The organism is Oceaniserpentilla sp. 4NH20-0058 (genome assembly GCF_040371755.1).
Lineage (GTDB): Bacteria > Pseudomonadota > Gammaproteobacteria > Pseudomonadales > Oceanobacteraceae > Bermanella.
In genome coordinates this window covers 92,336-107,724 of sequence record NZ_BAABWE010000008.1, presented here as the reverse complement: position 1 = coordinate 107,724, position 15,389 = coordinate 92,336, and the positions used below count along the sequence as shown (strand labels likewise).

Annotated in this window: 15 protein-coding genes and 1 other RNA gene; 8 read left to right on the top strand and 8 right to left on the bottom strand. The window is 43.9% G+C overall.

Annotation, left to right across the window (positions count from 1 at the left end; all coding sequences use genetic code 11):
• Positions 1 to 65 precede the first annotated feature (65 nt).
• On the top strand, positions 66 to 2,747 hold the full coding sequence (locus ABWV45_RS11560; RefSeq protein WP_353351790.1) for a penicillin-binding protein 1A: 2,682 nt from the start codon (positions 66 to 68) through the stop codon (positions 2,745 to 2,747).
• A gap of 32 nt (positions 2,748 to 2,779) precedes the next feature.
• On the opposite strand, the gene dtd is transcribed toward ABWV45_RS11560, so the two are convergent.
• Positions 2,780 to 3,214 carry a D-aminoacyl-tRNA deacylase gene (gene dtd, locus ABWV45_RS11555; RefSeq protein WP_353351788.1) on the bottom strand — a complete coding sequence of 145 codons (435 nt, stop codon included), beginning with the start codon at positions 3,212 to 3,214 and terminating at the stop codon, positions 2,780 to 2,782.
• A gap of 9 nt (positions 3,215 to 3,223) precedes the next feature.
• Positions 3,224 to 4,417 (bottom strand): class I SAM-dependent rRNA methyltransferase, encoded by a 1,194-nt coding sequence (locus ABWV45_RS11550; RefSeq protein WP_353351786.1) that lies wholly within the window; start codon positions 4,415 to 4,417, stop codon positions 3,224 to 3,226.
• A 104-nt stretch (positions 4,418 to 4,521) separates the two neighbouring features.
• Between ABWV45_RS11550 and ABWV45_RS11545 the strand changes: the two genes are divergently transcribed.
• Positions 4,522 to 5,397 carry an HDOD domain-containing protein gene (locus ABWV45_RS11545; protein ID WP_353351784.1) on the top strand — a complete coding sequence of 292 codons (876 nt, stop codon included), beginning with the start codon at positions 4,522 to 4,524 and terminating at the stop codon, positions 5,395 to 5,397.
• A 6-nt stretch (positions 5,398 to 5,403) separates the two neighbouring features.
• On the opposite strand, the gene ABWV45_RS11540 is transcribed toward ABWV45_RS11545, so the two are convergent.
• From ABWV45_RS11540 to ABWV45_RS11525, 4 genes are read right to left on the bottom strand one after another with little or no spacing between them, the layout of a single operon-like run.
• Positions 5,404 to 6,618: a UbiH/UbiF/VisC/COQ6 family ubiquinone biosynthesis hydroxylase gene (locus ABWV45_RS11540; protein ID WP_353351782.1), complete on the bottom strand. Its 1,215-nt coding sequence runs from the start codon at positions 6,616 to 6,618 to the stop codon at positions 5,404 to 5,406.
• Positions 6,619 to 6,636: 18 nt separating this feature from the next.
• Complete coding sequence (gene ubiH, locus ABWV45_RS11535) at positions 6,637 to 7,866, bottom strand: 2-octaprenyl-6-methoxyphenyl hydroxylase (RefSeq protein WP_353351780.1); 1,230 nt, start codon at positions 7,864 to 7,866, stop codon at positions 6,637 to 6,639.
• A complete protein-coding gene (gene pepP, locus ABWV45_RS11530) occupies positions 7,863 to 9,170 on the bottom strand; it encodes a Xaa-Pro aminopeptidase (protein ID WP_353351778.1) in 1,308 nt (435 codons plus the stop codon). Before pepP ends, ubiH begins: the two co-directional genes overlap by 4 nt.
• 11 nt (positions 9,171 to 9,181) lie before the next feature.
• On the bottom strand, positions 9,182 to 9,745 hold the full coding sequence (locus ABWV45_RS11525) for a UPF0149 family protein (RefSeq protein ID WP_353351776.1): 564 nt from the start codon (positions 9,743 to 9,745) through the stop codon (positions 9,182 to 9,184).
• 99 nt (positions 9,746 to 9,844) lie between these two features.
• Here ABWV45_RS11525 and ABWV45_RS11520 point away from each other — a divergent pair, with 99 nt between their 5' ends.
• From ABWV45_RS11520 to ABWV45_RS11505, 4 genes are all read left to right on the top strand, one after another.
• Positions 9,845 to 10,060 carry a DUF904 domain-containing protein gene (locus ABWV45_RS11520; RefSeq protein WP_353351774.1) on the top strand — a complete coding sequence of 72 codons (216 nt, stop codon included), beginning with the start codon at positions 9,845 to 9,847 and terminating at the stop codon, positions 10,058 to 10,060.
• On the top strand, positions 10,053 to 10,361 hold the full coding sequence (locus ABWV45_RS11515) for a cell division protein ZapA (RefSeq protein WP_353351772.1): 309 nt from the start codon (positions 10,053 to 10,055) through the stop codon (positions 10,359 to 10,361). Before ABWV45_RS11520 ends, ABWV45_RS11515 begins: the two co-directional genes overlap by 8 nt.
• Before the next feature lie 92 nt (positions 10,362 to 10,453).
• Positions 10,454 to 10,634, top strand: a non-coding RNA gene (gene ssrS / locus ABWV45_RS11510) — 6S RNA.
• Complete coding sequence (locus ABWV45_RS11505) at positions 10,624 to 11,247, top strand: 5-formyltetrahydrofolate cyclo-ligase (protein WP_353351770.1); 624 nt, start codon at positions 10,624 to 10,626, stop codon at positions 11,245 to 11,247. Before ssrS ends, ABWV45_RS11505 begins: the two co-directional genes overlap by 11 nt.
• A 9-nt stretch (positions 11,248 to 11,256) precedes the next feature.
• On the opposite strand, the gene ABWV45_RS11500 is transcribed toward ABWV45_RS11505, so the two are convergent.
• Complete coding sequence (locus ABWV45_RS11500; RefSeq protein WP_353351768.1) at positions 11,257 to 11,391, bottom strand: hypothetical protein; 135 nt, start codon at positions 11,389 to 11,391, stop codon at positions 11,257 to 11,259.
• Between the two features lie 234 nt (positions 11,392 to 11,625).
• Between ABWV45_RS11500 and ABWV45_RS11495 the strand changes: the two genes are divergently transcribed.
• Entirely contained in the window at positions 11,626 to 12,087 is a 462-nt protein-coding gene (locus tag ABWV45_RS11495; protein ID WP_353351766.1) for an EVE domain-containing protein, read from the top strand.
• On the opposite strand, the gene ABWV45_RS11490 is transcribed toward ABWV45_RS11495, so the two are convergent.
• A complete protein-coding gene (locus ABWV45_RS11490; RefSeq protein ID WP_353351764.1) occupies positions 12,084 to 13,688 on the bottom strand; it encodes a sensor histidine kinase in 1,605 nt (534 codons plus the stop codon). The genes ABWV45_RS11495 and ABWV45_RS11490 overlap by 4 nt on opposite strands.
• 126 nt (positions 13,689 to 13,814) lie before the next feature.
• On the opposite strand from ABWV45_RS11490, the gene ABWV45_RS11485 reads away from it, so the two are divergent.
• Positions 13,815 to 15,374: a DUF3369 domain-containing protein gene (locus ABWV45_RS11485; protein WP_353351762.1), complete on the top strand. Its 1,560-nt coding sequence runs from the start codon at positions 13,815 to 13,817 to the stop codon at positions 15,372 to 15,374.
• Positions 15,375 to 15,389: the final 15 nt, after the last annotated feature.

Genomic DNA, 15,389 nt, shown 5'->3' with positions numbered 1-15,389 from the left:
CCAAAATGCACGAATATCGAAGCATTATAAGCACAATCCTGCTAAAAGAACAAAAACCATTTATAATGGCAACACCCCATAGTTACTGGGTAAACGAGCATTCTAAGCAATTAATGATGAAAAAAAATCGACCTATTCTGCGTTTTTTACTATTAAGTGGCCTTGCGGGCCTTTTTAGTGTTGTTTTAGGCGCTAGCAGCGTTTATTTGTACCTATCTCCAAGTTTACCTTCTGTTGATAGCTTAAAAAACATTCAACTACAGACGCCTCTGCGTATTTATACCAGCGATGGCAAGCTCATGGCTGAATATGGTGAGAAGCGTCGTATGCCTGTCACATATGAAGATGTCCCTCAGCAATTCTATAATGCCCTAATCGCAGCTGAAGACGAGAACTTTTATAGCCATATTGGTATCGACTTCAAAGGTCTGGCTCGAGCAGCTTATGAATTAATCACAACAGGTAAAAAGCGATCAGGTGGTAGTACTATTACCATGCAGGTGGCTAAGAATTATTATTTAAGTTCCGAAAAAACCTTTACCCGTAAATTCACCGAGATTTTATTAGCCCTACACATTGAACAGGAGCTAAACAAAAAAGAAATTTTAGAGCTTTATGTGAATAAAATTTATTTAGGTAAACGGGCTTATGGGGTCGAATCAGCAGCACAAGTCTATTATGGCAAATCCATCAAAGAACTCAGTTTGGCCCAACTGGCCATGATTGCAGGGTTGCCCCAAGCCCCTAGTGCTGCCAACCCAATTAATAACCCAGAGCGTGCCATTTACAGAAGAAACTACGTACTCGCACGTATGTTTACATCTGGCTTTATCACTCAAGAAGAGTTTGATGAAGCTGGCTCAGAAGCCATCAGCGCAAAATACCATGGATTATCCACAGAAATCGAAGCACCTTATGTGGCAGAAATGGTGCGCAGCGAAATGCTAGAGCGTTTCCCCGATGACCTTTACACAAAAGGTTATATCGTCACCACTACCATCAACAGCAAATTACAAGTAACGGCCCAGTCTGTAATTCGAAAAGGCTTACAAGATTACGACCGTAAACACGGCCTAAGAGATCAGGGAAACATTTTGCCCACTTATATTCTACCTGAGCAACAGCAAATTCCCGTTTCGTTTTCACCGACCATTTGGCAGTTGGGTGATCCAGCCCCTAGCTTTGACAAAACCATTGATTTACCTCCAAGCCCAGCTGACTTGAATCGCCACCATTGGTTACAACAAATCCGTAATCTCAATAACCCAGGTGACTTAGAGTGGGCGATTGTTACCCATATTAACGAAGAAGACCAATCCGTTAGATTAGCGACCAATGGCAACCCTTATATCACCATGCCATTAGAGCACTACCAGTGGGCGAAGCCTTACATCTCGGTAAATGAATTAGGGAAAGATATTACCGAAGCCAAACAAGTACTCAGCATTGGCCAAAAAGTATTAGTCGAAAAAATTGAAGACGATTACTGGTTAGCGCAAACACCTGAAGCACAAGCCTCACTAGTATCATTTGATCCACAAAACGGCGAACTAAAAGCTCTAGTGGGTGGCTATGATTTTAGCCTAAGTAAATACAACCGCTCTATTCAGGCAGACCGCCAGCCCGGTTCCAGCTTCAAACCTTTCGTTTACAGTGCTGGTCTTGAATACGGGCTAACACCTGCATCTATTATTAATGATGCCCCAGTTGTATTTGATGACGACAGCTTAGAGGCTGTCTGGCGCCCAGAAAACTACAGTGGTAAATTCTTTGGCCCCACACGTTTGCGCCAAGCACTTTACAAATCACGTAACCTAGTCTCGATTCGTATGCTGCGTCAAACAGGTATTGGTCGCACCATTCGCTACATATCTAACTTCGGTTTACCAAAAGAAAAACTTAATCGTGACTTATCCCTAGCCCTTGGTAGCTCAGGTTTAACGCCATTTGAAATGGCCAGTGGCTACAACGCACTAGCTAATGGTGGCTATAAAGTAGAGCCTCACTTCATTCGTAAAATTGAAAACGATGAAGGGGAAGTACTGTTTACCCATAAAACCGTCATAGTATGCGAACCCTGTTTAGCCAGCATTGCGGACTTCAAGCAAAAACTGGATGAAGAATACCAGCTGCACCTAGACGAAGCCGCCCTTGATGACAGCATCAGTGTGATAGAACTCAACGAAGCAAAACAAATGCAAATTGAAGAGTTCATCCAGCAATTTCCTCCACTGGCACCGCGCATCATGGATGCTCGCGTGAACTACCTGATGTACACCATGCTGCAAGATGTAATCAAGCAAGGTACAGGCAAACGAGCGCTAGCCCTAAATCGCACTGATTTAGCCGGTAAAACCGGTACTACTAACGATCAAAAAGATGCATGGTTTTCAGGTTATAACAATAAACTAGTGGCCAATGTATGGGTTGGCTTTGATAGCCCGCAAACATTAGGCAAGTGGGCGTTTGGTAGTAATACAGCATTACCGATTTGGGTAGATTACATGCGTGTAGCTCTTGATGGTGTGCCAAACTCACCCCTTAAGCAACCTGATGGCCTAGTGAGTATTCGTATCGATCCGGAAACCGGTAACCGCGCTTACCCAGGACAAGCCAATGCTATGTTTGAAATTTTCCGCGAAGAAAACGTGCCTAAACAAATGGAGCAAGAGCCTTCAATTAGCAGCCCTTATTCAAACAATGAGGAAGGCAACGAAGACAGCTTCACCCCTGAGCAACTTTTCTAAATAAAAAAGGCGAGAAATTCTCGCCTTTTTTATTACACCTCTAACATAAAAGTAACAGGGCCATCGTTTTGTAAGCTCACCTGCATATCCGCCCCAAACTGCCCTGTTTCAGTGGCAATAAATGTTTTACTCTGCTTTACAAAGTAATCGTATAAGGCTTCACCTAATTGTGGTGTTGCCCCTTTAGAAAACCCTGGGCGGGTGCCTTTTTGTGTATCCGCCACCAAGGTAAATTGCGACACAACCAACAGCTTTCCTGCTACCTGCTGCACGTTCAGATTCATTTTTCCGTCTGCATCTGCAAAAATACGATAGGCCAACAATTTATTTAATAATTTATCCGCCAGCGCTTGGGTGTCGTGCTTCTCAACACCCAAAAGCACTAAAATACCTTGATCAATTTGCCCCGTTATTTGTCCTTTTGCTTCCACTTTGGCGTGTTTGACTCGTTGAATCAGCGCTTTCATATTTATCTCCTACTGACTCAACGCCACTCGGCACATTAGGCTTTTGATGTATCGAGTTTCAGCAATCGCAGGATGCACGGGATGATCCGGTCCTTGACTGCCACGCTCAATGATTTGCACATGACGATTCAAGTGTCTGCCAGCTTGCATTAGCATACGCTCTAGACTGGTTTCACTTAAATGCATGGAACAAGACGCGCTTAATAAAAAGCCTTCTGCACCCAACAAGCGCATCCCCAGCTGGTTTAATTTTTGATAAGCCCGCTCACCAGCCCCGATATCTTTACGTTTAGGAATAAACGCCGGTGGATCTAAAATCACCACGTCAAATTGCTGTAAGTCTTCAATTAATTGCTCCATCACTTTAAAGGCATCACCCTTAATGCAGGTTAGGTTTTTTTCAACCCCATTAAGCTTGGCATTATTCATTACCCAATCCAACGCTTGTTGGGATACATCCACACAGGTCACGTGTTCTGCACCAGCCGTGGCCGCTTGCACACCCCACCCCCCAGCATAACTACAAATATCCAATACCCGTTTGCCTTTTACATGACGGTTAATTCGTTCACGGTTTAACCTGTGATCATAAAACCATCCGGTTTTTTGCCCATCCCACACTGGTACTTCAAACTGGGTTTGGTTTTCAATCATAGGCACCATGTTAGGCACCTCGCCAATGGCCACCTCTACATATTCTTCTAAGCCTTCTTGCACTCGCATTTTGCCATCGTTTTTCCACAATAGGCCTTTAACCTCGAATAAACGGGTGAGGGCCCCTTGAATCTGAGATTTCATGGCTTCCATGCCTGCGGTGGAGATTTGCGCCACAAACACATCCCCAAAGCGATCTATCACCAAACCCGGTAAACCATCGCTTTCCCCATAAACCAAACGATAGAACGGCTGCTCAAAACAGGCTTCTCGTAATGCCACAGCGGACTCTATTCGTCCCATTATTTGGCCTCGACCAAATAACTTGGCTTGCCTAGACAATAAACGAGCACAAATTAAGCTATTAGGATTGATATAACCCACACCCAAAGCTTTGCCCTGAGCACTTTCGATAATAACTTGCTCACCAGAGGTGAAGTCCTTTAATGGCGTGGCTTTGCTATCAACTTCATTACTGTAAACCCACACGTGACCTTGTCTAAGGCGCTTATCTTCTTTTGCTCTAAGGCGTAACACAGGTAGGCTCATGAGTATCTCTTAATAAAAACTGCGAAAATAAAGTGGATTATAACTGGGAAAAACGAAATGTTGTCTAAACTTATTTAAGAGACAGCATTGGGGGTTACCAGCACGTGTCAGAGCTGAGTGAAGAGCAAATCAAAAAGATCCTACAGGGCATCAGTATTCCACCACAACCTCAAATCATGGTGGACTTACAGATGGAACAGGTCATGCCAGACCCAGACATAAACCGCATTGCTGACCTAATAAAGCAAGACGTGGGTTTAGCAGGCACAGTCCTTAAGGTAGTGAATAGCCCGTTTTATGGGCTATCCAATCAAATCACCAGTATTCAGCAGGCCGTCGGAATATTAGGCATGAACAGCGTGGTGAACATCGTTAATGGCATTAGCATCAAAAGCTCCATGACCGACGAGACCATTAAAAGTCTCACTCGCTTCTGGGACAGCGCCATGGATGTGGCCATGACCAGCGCCACCATCGCAAAACAAGTGGGCTACAACTACCCCGACAACGCCTATGCACTGGGCCTATTTCATAACGTGGGCGTGCCTTTGCTAATGAATCAATATCCCAACTATTTGGATATATTAGAAGAAAGCTATAGCGGAGGGTATAACCGGATTGTGGACTTTGAAAACCAGCAGCTCAGTACTAACCATGCGGTCATTGGCTATTACACAGCAAAATCTTGGAATCTACCTAAGATGTTGTGTGACATCATCGCCGAGCATCACAACTGTAAACGTATATTTAGCAAAGATACTATCGAAAACGATCAAACCACCCTCACTTGTATCCTAAAAATGGCCGAGCATATTTGCGGCACCTATAAAGTACTTGGTAGGCAAGACGTAGATTCCGAATGGGAAGACATTGGGCAAATGGTATTGGAATACTTAGGCCTCAATGATTACGACCTTGAAACCTTTAAAGAACAATTTTCTGAGATGGGCATCAGCCCGAATAACTACGGGCTATCCTAGTAGCGTTTATTCTCTCATTTCGCGCTTAGTGCCCATAGCGGCTTGCACTAGATGGTTTTTCAGCAAATCAAATTGATTCACTTTTGACATTCCCCAATTTCGCAACCAACGAACCACTGGGGTTTTCACTGCAAATAAACGCTTAAACCCTTCCATTGTGGCCATCATCGATAAATTCTCTGTCATCCTACGACGTTCATATCGAGCCAAGACTTGAGGGTGTGCAGGGCTTAGCCCTTTTTTACTGGCTTGTTTTAACTCGTCAGCTAATACATAGGCATCCATAAAGCCTAAATTCACCCCTTGTCCTGCTAATGGGTGAATGGTGTGCGCTGCATCTCCCACCAGCACCACACCCTGTTTCACGTATGTCTTGGCGTGACGCTGGCGCAACGGAAACGCAGCTCGCTGACCACAGGCTGTCACCTGACCCAGCATGCCCTCAAATTCACGGGTCAATGCGGCATTAAACGAGGTGTCATCCATAGCCAATAACTCATCGGCTCGCGTTTGTGGGCAAGACCAAACAATACTGCATAAATTCGATTGCGCTAACGGTAAAAATGCCAATACGCCATCCTCGGTAAAGCGTTGCCAAGCGCAAGCCTCATGGGAGGCTTCTACCTCAACAGCACACACCAGCCCATGATGATCATAATCCCATTCACGGGTTTCAAATCCAGCCCAATCACGTACCCAAGAGCGAGCACCATCAGCAGCCACAATCAATGTGCTTTTTAACACTTGCCCTGAGTCTAGCTGCAATAGATATTGGGCATTGTCGACTTTTTCGATGCTTTCTAATTTGGTAGGGGTAAAAACTTGCACATTGGACTGACCAAGCAAGCCATCCATTAACGCCCCTTGTAGCTGACGATTTTCAACAATATGACCTAAATGGGGCTCAGCCACTTCATCTGCACAAAACTGAATATGCCCTGTGCCTTCTCCGTCCCACACACGCATGGTGTCATAAGGGCTCAAGCGATTTTGCGCCATACCTTGCCATGCACCTGTTTTACGTAAAAACGTTTCACTGGCTCGATTTAACGCGCTCACCCTAAGATCAGTATTTTCTAATGATATAGCAGACACATCCATCGCCTGAACAGGCTGGGCTTCAATTAACGCTATGGAATATTGGGTGTCGGCTAATGTCCGAGCCAACGCACTGCCCACTAGGCCGCCGCCAACAATCACCACATCAAAAGTTTGATTCATAATTCGTCCAACAAAATATTACGGCTGCCAAGGCTGAGCAGCACCCACCAGCCCCATGGCTTGTCTTGCAAATACGGTTTTTGCCACCGGTATCATATCCATGGCGCTCAAACCCACACCACGTAAAATGGACCAAAGCGTCCCAGATTGAGTAAAACTGGTGGGTAAATAATGGCTCATACCAATGGTCAGAGTTTGGTCTTGTTGTTGCGCCTGCTGGTAGGCTAACAAATGCTGGATACGTCCCAATTGATCTTGGCCAAGTTGAGTCAATGTTTGCTCAATACTTTTCACCAATACCTTAGTATCGCGCAGTGCAAGATTAAACCCTTGCCCAGCAACAGGGTGCAGCCCATGGGCCGCATTGCCTAACACCACCACATGACTGCGCACTTGTTCTTGCGCTTGACTAAGCAGTAAAGGGTACAGCGCACGCTCGCCGCTTTTTATAATTCGCCCCTTATCAAAGCCAATCACATCTTGCAGGCGAGCATTAAATGCCGATTCACTAACCCCCATAAGTGCATCCGCTTCACTCTTTTCCATACACCAAACCAAGGCGTATCGATTGCCTTGTACAGGCAACAGTGCCAATGGGCCTCCTAAGGTAAAGCGCTCATAAGCCCATTGCTCATGGTTGCCATCCAAACTCAGGTTACAAATCACCGCTTTTTGCTGATAATCATGGCGCTTTTGTGTGATGCCCAACTGCTGACAACCCATACTGTTTGCGCCATCAGCTAAGACCAATAAGGCAGTATTAATGGTTAAGTTTTGCCCAGCATGTTCAATATGCACAACAGCTGAATCAGCCGCCATTTCATAAGACACCACCTTGGCAGGGGTAAAGCGAGTTAAACGACTTTGCTGTAATAAAGATTGTGACAACACTTGCCCAATCACACGATTAGGCACCACATAACCAAGGGCTTCTACCCCTTCGTCTTTTGCATGTAAACGCACTCGACCAAATTGGCCTTGTTGTGACACTTGAATATGTTCAATGGCACAGGCTTGGCTGGCTATGGACTGCCAAATGTTAAGCTCTGATAAAATGCGTTTTGTACCCAGTGATAACGCGGTGCTGCGATCATCAAAACTCGGCTGTTGCGCCCCATGCTGCTTGATCTCATGTTCATCAATAAGGGCCACATTTAAGCCTTGATCCATGGCATGCTGCAAAAGCAAAGACAAGCTTGCTCCCACCATGCCAGACCCTACGATAACCACATCATATTGATGATTCATGAAGCTTGAGCCATTAGGGCTTCGATATCCGCCACAGTTTTTGGAACTTCGTGACTTAACACCCGATGCCCGTCTGATGTCACTAGCACATCGTCTTCAATGCGAATTCCAATGCCACGCCATTTCTCATCCACAGATTCATCGTCAGGGGCTATGTATAACCCCGGTTCAATGGTGAGTACCATGCCCGGCTCAAGCTTGCGCCAGTTGCCATCTTGCTTGTACGCACCCACATCGTGTACATCCATACCCAACCAATGACTGGTACGATGCATATAAAATGGCTTGAAGGCTTCTTCTTTGATGAGGGTATCCACATCACCACTAAGTAAACCTAATTCAACTAAACCTTCGGTGAGTATCCGTAAGACTACCTCATGGGGAGAATTAAAGTGATTCCCCGGTTTTACCGCATCAATGGCAGCAAACTGAGATTTCAATACCAGTTCATATAAGGCTTTTTGTTCTGGGTTAAATCTTCCATTAGCGGGAAAAGTACGGGTAATATCGCTGGCGTAGTGGTTTAGCTCACAACCGGCATCAATCAGGATTAAATCACCGTCTTTAATGGCTTGATCATTGGCGGTGTAATGCAAAATACAAGCATTTGCACCGCTACCCACAATGCTGGTGTAAGCATCAAAACGCGAGCCATGTTCAGCGCAATGTTGACGAATGGTGCCTTCTAATTGGTATTCATACATGCCCGGTTTTACCCGTTGCATAGCGGCTATGTGTCCGTGAGCACTTATGCTGGCAGCCTTAGCCATTAATTCGATTTCGGCTTCACCTTTAAATAAACGCAACTCATGTAATAAAGGCTCAATGGCTTGCATGGCCGTAGGCGCTTGAATACCTAAGCGGGATTTTAATTTCACTTGCTCAATGGCATTAATTAGCTTGGCATCCCATGCTTTTGAATGACCCCAAGCGGCGTAAACTTGCTCGCAATCACCCATGAAATCTGGCAGCTGCTTAACAAGCTCCTCAATGGCAAACGCTTCGTCTACCTGCAGTTGGTCAATGGCCGCATCTTGACCTAAGCGATAGCCCGTCCAGATTTCCATCTCTTTTACCTTTGGTTGGCAAAACAAAATGGTTTTGCATTGCCCCTGTTTCTTTTGCAATAACAGACAAGCACTGTCTTCGGTAAATCCGCTTAAATAGAAAAAATCGCTGCTCTGTCTAAAGGGGAAATCGGCATCACGATTACGCAGCAACACGTCCGCAGAGGGCACCACAGCAAGGGTGTTATCTGCCATTTTGCTAAACAGAGCATCTCGGTGCTGGACAAAATTCAACATAAGTATCCTTCTTAGTGCAGTTTTGGCTCTTCTTGTTTTTGGTTGAAGTGATAAAACATAAATAATGCGGTTACGCGGGCATGTTCCACCAGCTCGGTAAATAAACGCTCGCTATCATCGTCTAGTTCGTCTTCTTCAATGCCGTAGCTAAAGGCATCATAATGCTTAAGAATTTCCATCACTTCTTCGGTAATATCGGCCTCAGCAATGCGCCCTGATGCCCCAAAGCCATCTAGAAACCCTTTCGACCACTCCGCAAACGCTTGCATGCGCACAGAGAAGTCCTCTTCATCTGCAGGCATTAATAATTGATACGCAAGCTCTTGGCTTTCTAGCTGTTTAAGTTCATCTTGATAGAAACCCAGCACTGGCAGCTTACTCTTGGCATTCCAAGCATCTGGTAGGGCTAAATATTCTGCACTCTCAATTAACCACTGTTCTTTAGATAAACGAGCCCCTGTGGATAAATAACCCGCTAGCCAGCCTTGCAATGCAGAAGGTGAACACAAGGCCCCTTGGCTTAAGGCAATGTTACTATAGAGGTCAAAACGGGTGATTTTGGCTGAACTGGACATGATACGACTCGTAAAAATATACACCATCCTACCACGGCTGTAATTGACCCACCAAGGCCACAAGATTATATTTACACCATCTGCCAAATAGGGTTCACAATGGATTCCCCAAGTCTTAAAGACATTAATAAAAAGCTCGACGAGCTCATTCTTGCTTATCATAACGCCAAAGATGAGAATCTAAAGCTAAAAGCCGAAGCACAAACATGGCAGCACGAACGCCAGCGTTTACTGCAACAAAACGAACTTGCCCGCAATAAAATTGCGGAAATGTTATCTCGTCTTAGACACTTGGAGCATGAACCCAATGAATAAGCGCGACAACACCACCACGGTTGAATTACTAGGTAAAGAATATCAAGTGGCCTGCCCACCTGAAAATCGCCAAGATTTAAATCGGGCCGCTCAGCTGCTGAATTCGCGCATGCAAGAAATCAAAGGCCAAGGCAAACTTTACGGCACTGAACGTGTGGCGATTATGGCTGCGCTGAATTTGGCCTATGACTTCCTCAATGCCACCTGTGGCTCAGAAAACACACAAACTGAAATCAAAAAAATCAATCACAAAATCGAAAGCGCACTGGCCAAAGATCAGCAGATGGATCTGGGCGACTAACAGCTTAACTTAAGCAAAAAAGCAAGGTGTTTTGTGTACTTTAATTCAAGACTTTTTGCGGCAAACCCCCAGTAGTTGCGTTATAATTTAACGACTCTCTGGGGTGTTAGCCAGTCTTTGAAGTCCTCGAGCCTTACTCATTATTTTGGAGGTTCCTCGACATTGAGGGAGTGCATGTCCGCCTTGAGCGGAAAGCCCGATTCAGATCAGGAACCACCACCTTGGACCTTTCGGTTCAAGGCCTTTCTCTGACAGCGGCACAGTGGAGAGCCCTATTTTGAACACCGGATATGACCTTTCAAATCGCGCCAGTATTCGTCAATACATGCGCCAACAGCGCACAACACTGTCGGCTCAACAGCAACTAAAAGCCGCCAAAGATATCAGCCAAATCATACTCAGCCAGCCTTGGTTTCAGCGTGCCAGAAACATCGCAGCTTATTTGGCAAATGACGGTGAAATAGACCCAATAGTCCTAGCCGAAAAAGCAAAATATCGTGGTAAACAGCTCTACTTACCTAGCCTTCATAGTAGTAAAAAAGGCTATTTAAATTTTTATAGCGATTCAGGTAAAAAGATCGAAAATAAATTTGGCATTTTAGAACCGGACCCTAAGCAAAATAACTTGATATCCGCCAAACAACTGGATGTGGTGTTTCTACCACTGGTGGCATTTGATGAGACTGGTGGTCGACTTGGTATGGGAGGGGGCTATTATGATCGCACGTTCGAATTTCTGCGTTCAAGCGCGCTTAGCAAACCCAAGCTTATTGGCTTAGCTCATGATTTACAAAAAGTAACCACATTACCACTTGAAAGCTGGGATATACCATTGGATGCCATTATTACCAATAAAGGCATTTACCCCGGTCAAACTCGCAAGTAAACGATCTTATTAACGAAGAATATGCTGAGACACCTGAGCATGCATATTTTTATTGTCGCTGTTAGCCGTTAAACTGGTTACTGCTGCACCTAGTACAAAAATCACACTGATGATAACCATTAGATCTGGACGTCGAGATTTCATATTTTCACTCCGGCAATTGCTCTACATCCTGTAAACTTAAGTTGCCTGTTGAGATATCCCTAAATGTTTTTGTTGTTATTACTTTAGGCTTAATGCACAAATAACACCGTGACTAGTGTCACAGCTTTAAGCAGGCCTTGGTAAAGACTTAGGCAATTATCGTGCACAGATGTAACTTTTGTAACATCAAGAGCATTAAATGTATACAACCTCCCATTAATGTAAAGGTTTAAAGTGGCATACTGGCTTTTAAAAAGTGAACCTGATGAATTTTCTATTTATGATTTAGAAAAAAAAGGTCACGCCCCTTGGGATGGAATAAGAAACCATCAAGCAAAAAATTTTCTAAAAGAAATGAAAGTTGATGACCTTGCGTTTTTTTATCATTCAAGCTGTAAGAACATTGGAATTGCAGGAATAATGCAAGTAACGAAAACGGCCTACCCTGACCCATTAGCCGTTGATAAAAGCAGTGATTACTTCGATGAAAAATCTCTTATAGAAAATAAATGGGTGGCAGTCAATATGGCTCATCACACTACTTTTAAAACCCTTTTACCACTAGCTAAAATCAAAAAACTGGCGGACTCTGACTCACGTTTAAATGATTTAATCTTGATTAAAAAAGGTAGCCGTTTGTCAGTTATGCCCATATCAACCGAGCAGTGGCAGGCGTTAAACGATGGGGTTTGTTAAACGTGGTAACCTTCTGGAAGAATATTTTCTAACGGGATTGTGATTTCAAATCGGGTGCCATGCCCCAAATCACTAATACATTGAATGCGACCACCAAGGGCCTGTGTCACAAGGTTATAAATAATATGGGTCCCTAAGCCACTGCCTCCTTGGCCTCGCTTGGTGGTAACAAAGGGATCAAATAATCGTTTTAAAATAGACTCGTCTATGCCTTGACCGTTATCTTCATAACTAAACTGCAACACATTATCGTGGACACTTGCAGACATTTTTATTTTACCCGCCTCTTGCGGAGCAAAAGCATGATTCAGTGAGTTCATAATCAAATTAGTAACGATTTGCGAAATAACCCCAGGGTCGCAATACAGATCAATATCATCTGAAATATCTACAATAATCTCATGTTGAGTACGTTTTAATTTTGGTCGGAGGGATGTTATTACATCTTGTGTGTATGATTTAAGTGCAAATAAACGTGGCTCTGCACTAGATTGGTCTACTGCTACAGATTTAAAGGCTTTGACTAAATCCGCAGCACGACGAAGATTGCTATCTACAATCCCGGCACTTTCTAGCAAGGCAGATAACATGTCTGAAAATTGTTTTTTGGTTAACGTGCCGCTATTAAATGCTTTATTAATCAGCTCCACGCTTTCCATCAGATGACTCACCGCGGTAATTCCAACACCAATTGGCGTATTAATTTCATGGGCAACACCAGCCACTAATTCTCCGAGGGACGCCATTTTTTCTTGCTCTACAAGCTGCTGCTGGGTCAGCTTCAAATCATTAAGGCTAGATTCCAACTCTTTTGTTCGCTCATATACTTTGTTTTCTAAATCTGCGTTTAACTCAATAATCTCGGTTTCTTTGTCAACACGAAAGGCCTCATGTTCGGCTAATTTAGCCAGCATAAAATTGAAGGCGCTGCCGAGCTTCCCTAGTTCATCATCACTGACTATTTCGACTTGTCGTTGATAGTCTTGTTTATAGGCGACTTCATGAACCGCCTTAGTTAAATCATTTAAAGGGGACGCTAACCGTGCCTGTAAACTGCGAGACAGAATCCAAACCACCAGCAAACTAATGAGCAAAACAGGAATCACATACTTCGAAATATTTAAGCCAAAACTGGCGAGGTAGTCATCGCTTTCTATGAATCGTAAGCGACCAACTTCTTCACCATCGACTAAAATGGGCAAACGTAAAATAAATTCATCATCACGCCACTCTTGTACGGCTCCCCTTAAATAACTTAAATCTTTTTGTTCAAATCCTTCTTTTTCATAGTGGGCAAAATAGCGGTAATCAGCCGCACCGTATTTTTTAAACACAATGGCTGCTTTAACCCTCTTGTCCACGCTTAATGAGCTCAGTAATAAATTCACCGATTCCGGCTGATCAAAAACGACCCCCACAGCAGACGCATCCGCAAGCAGGTTACTTTTTTGTAGCACTCTATGCTCTAAATTCCGCTTGAGTTCGCCGTAAAAACCAATGCCAATCACTAATATGGCAAATGTCAGTACCGAAATACTCACAAAATTGATGATTAGTTGAATTTTACCGCCGAAACCAAGTCGGGCATACCAATGCCTCATAAGGGCAATCGTCCTTAGTTATTTCATATTTACCAGCAAAATCGGTTAATTTTTTGCTCTTTCATCACTAAGAGTAGCAGCAGACTCAGAAGATATGTCTAAACTATAGTTAAAGAAGGAGCCTTCATGTCTGATTCTGACTTACTTTTTGGCGACGACGACTCATCAGAGAGCGATTTAGAGCCTGTTATAAGTACCAAACGCAAATGGCGTGTTCTCATCGTTGATGATGAGGATCAAGTTCATAAGGTAACCACCTTGGTACTAAGCAGTTGTCGTTTTGACCATAGCGGCATTGAAATAGTCCATGCCTATTCCATGGCCGAGGCTAAAAAAATCCTTGAAGAACAAGAACCGTTTGCGCTAGCGTTAATTGACGTGGTGATGGAGACCGAAGACGCAGGTCTGCGCTTAGTGCACTATATCCGCGAAGACTTCAAAGACAAAAATATCCGCTTAGTATTAAGAACAGGGCAGCCCGGTCATGCGCCAGAAGAAACGGTGATCGAAAAATATGACATCAATGACTATAAGAACAAAACAGAATTAACCTCGACCAAACTTAAAACTTTATTGTATAGCACACTAAGAAGCTACCGAGATATACACACCATTGAGACCAATCGACAAGGCCTATACAACTTAATTGAAGCCACCTCAAAAATTGTGGATGCTCAACAATTACCTATTTTTGCCAGTGCTGTGTTAGAAGAGATCGGCACACTGTTAAATTTAGATACCGAAGCCGTCTGTACTCATACTCCGGTTGATGCGGTAGCCGCTAAAACCCTACAGCATAATTACGCAATATTAGCCGCCACTGGTAACATCAAAAAACTGCTAGAATCCCATGAGCCACTGCCTGCTGATATTACTCAATACTTTGACCAAGCCAAACAAAAACATGGCAGCATTCATAACGATGATGTCTACATTGGGTACTACAATATCAAAGCCACCGGTGAGAACCTGCTTTACGTTAAATCTAATGCGAAATTGGATAAAATGGGTTGTCACCTATTAGATATCTACACAAAGTGTGTGGCCATCACTCATAGCAATTTGCATCATAAAGAAGCCATACGCCAAAGCAGGCAAGAGCTAGTTTATGTATTAAGTGAAACCATTGAAAGGCGCTTACCTGATGAAAGTAATCATGTAAGACGAGTGAGCAAAATGGCGTATTTATTGGCCAAAAAATTCGGTCTAAAAGATAATACCTGTGAGCGCTTAAAGTTAGCCGCGCCACTACATGATATCGGCACCATAGGTGTACCCGACCATATCCTCACTAAAAAGACCAGTTATACACAAGCTGATAAAGAAGTAATGGGCCTTCATATGTCCATAGGAGGCAACATACTAGGGAAGTCCGAACGCCCCGTATTACGCATGGCCAGTCGTATTGCTGCCCAACATCATGAACACTGGGACGGCAGCGGCAATCCAAATCAACTGAAAGGGGAAGAAATTGATATTACGTCGAGAATTGTCACAATTGTTGATGTGATTGACGCATTGGGTTGTCACAAGCCCTACCGCCTAGCCTTTCAACGGGAAGAAATTGAGAGCTTTTTAGAAAAAGGCTCAGGCAAATATTTTGATCCCCAGTTAGTGCCAATTGCATTAGACCTAATGGATGAGTTTCAAAAAATCCGCTTAAAATTTCCCGATAGCCCAACTTAGCCATCGGGTTAATTG

What these genes read in the sequence shown, in the direction of transcription:
- ubiH (WP_353351780.1), bottom strand. Translation starts at nt 7,866, where the DNA reads ATGAATCATCAATATGATGTGGTTATCGTAGGGTCTGGCATGGTGGGA.
- ABWV45_RS11490 (WP_353351764.1), bottom strand. Translation starts at nt 13,688, where the DNA reads ATGAGGCATTGGTATGCCCGACTTGGTTTCGGCGGTAAAATTCAACTA.
- ABWV45_RS11525 (WP_353351776.1), bottom strand. Translation starts at nt 9,745, where the DNA reads ATGTCCAGTTCAGCCAAAATCACCCGTTTTGACCTCTATAGTAACATT.
- dtd (WP_353351788.1), bottom strand. Translation starts at nt 3,214, where the DNA reads ATGAAAGCGCTGATTCAACGAGTCAAACACGCCAAAGTGGAAGCAAAA.
- ABWV45_RS11540 (WP_353351782.1), bottom strand. Translation starts at nt 6,618, where the DNA reads ATGAATCAAACTTTTGATGTGGTGATTGTTGGCGGCGGCCTAGTGGGC.
- pepP (WP_353351778.1), bottom strand. Translation starts at nt 9,170, where the DNA reads ATGTTGAATTTTGTCCAGCACCGAGATGCTCTGTTTAGCAAAATGGCA.
- ABWV45_RS11500 (WP_353351768.1), bottom strand. Translation starts at nt 11,391, where the DNA reads ATGAAATCTCGACGTCCAGATCTAATGGTTATCATCAGTGTGATTTTT.
- ABWV45_RS11485 (WP_353351762.1), top strand. Translation starts at nt 13,815, where the DNA reads ATGTCTGATTCTGACTTACTTTTTGGCGACGACGACTCATCAGAGAGC.
- ABWV45_RS11520 (WP_353351774.1), top strand. Translation starts at nt 9,845, where the DNA reads ATGGATTCCCCAAGTCTTAAAGACATTAATAAAAAGCTCGACGAGCTC.
- ABWV45_RS11515 (WP_353351772.1), top strand. Translation starts at nt 10,053, where the DNA reads ATGAATAAGCGCGACAACACCACCACGGTTGAATTACTAGGTAAAGAA.
- ABWV45_RS11560 (WP_353351790.1), top strand. Translation starts at nt 66, where the DNA reads ATGGCAACACCCCATAGTTACTGGGTAAACGAGCATTCTAAGCAATTA.
- ABWV45_RS11550 (WP_353351786.1), bottom strand. Translation starts at nt 4,417, where the DNA reads ATGAGCCTACCTGTGTTACGCCTTAGAGCAAAAGAAGATAAGCGCCTT.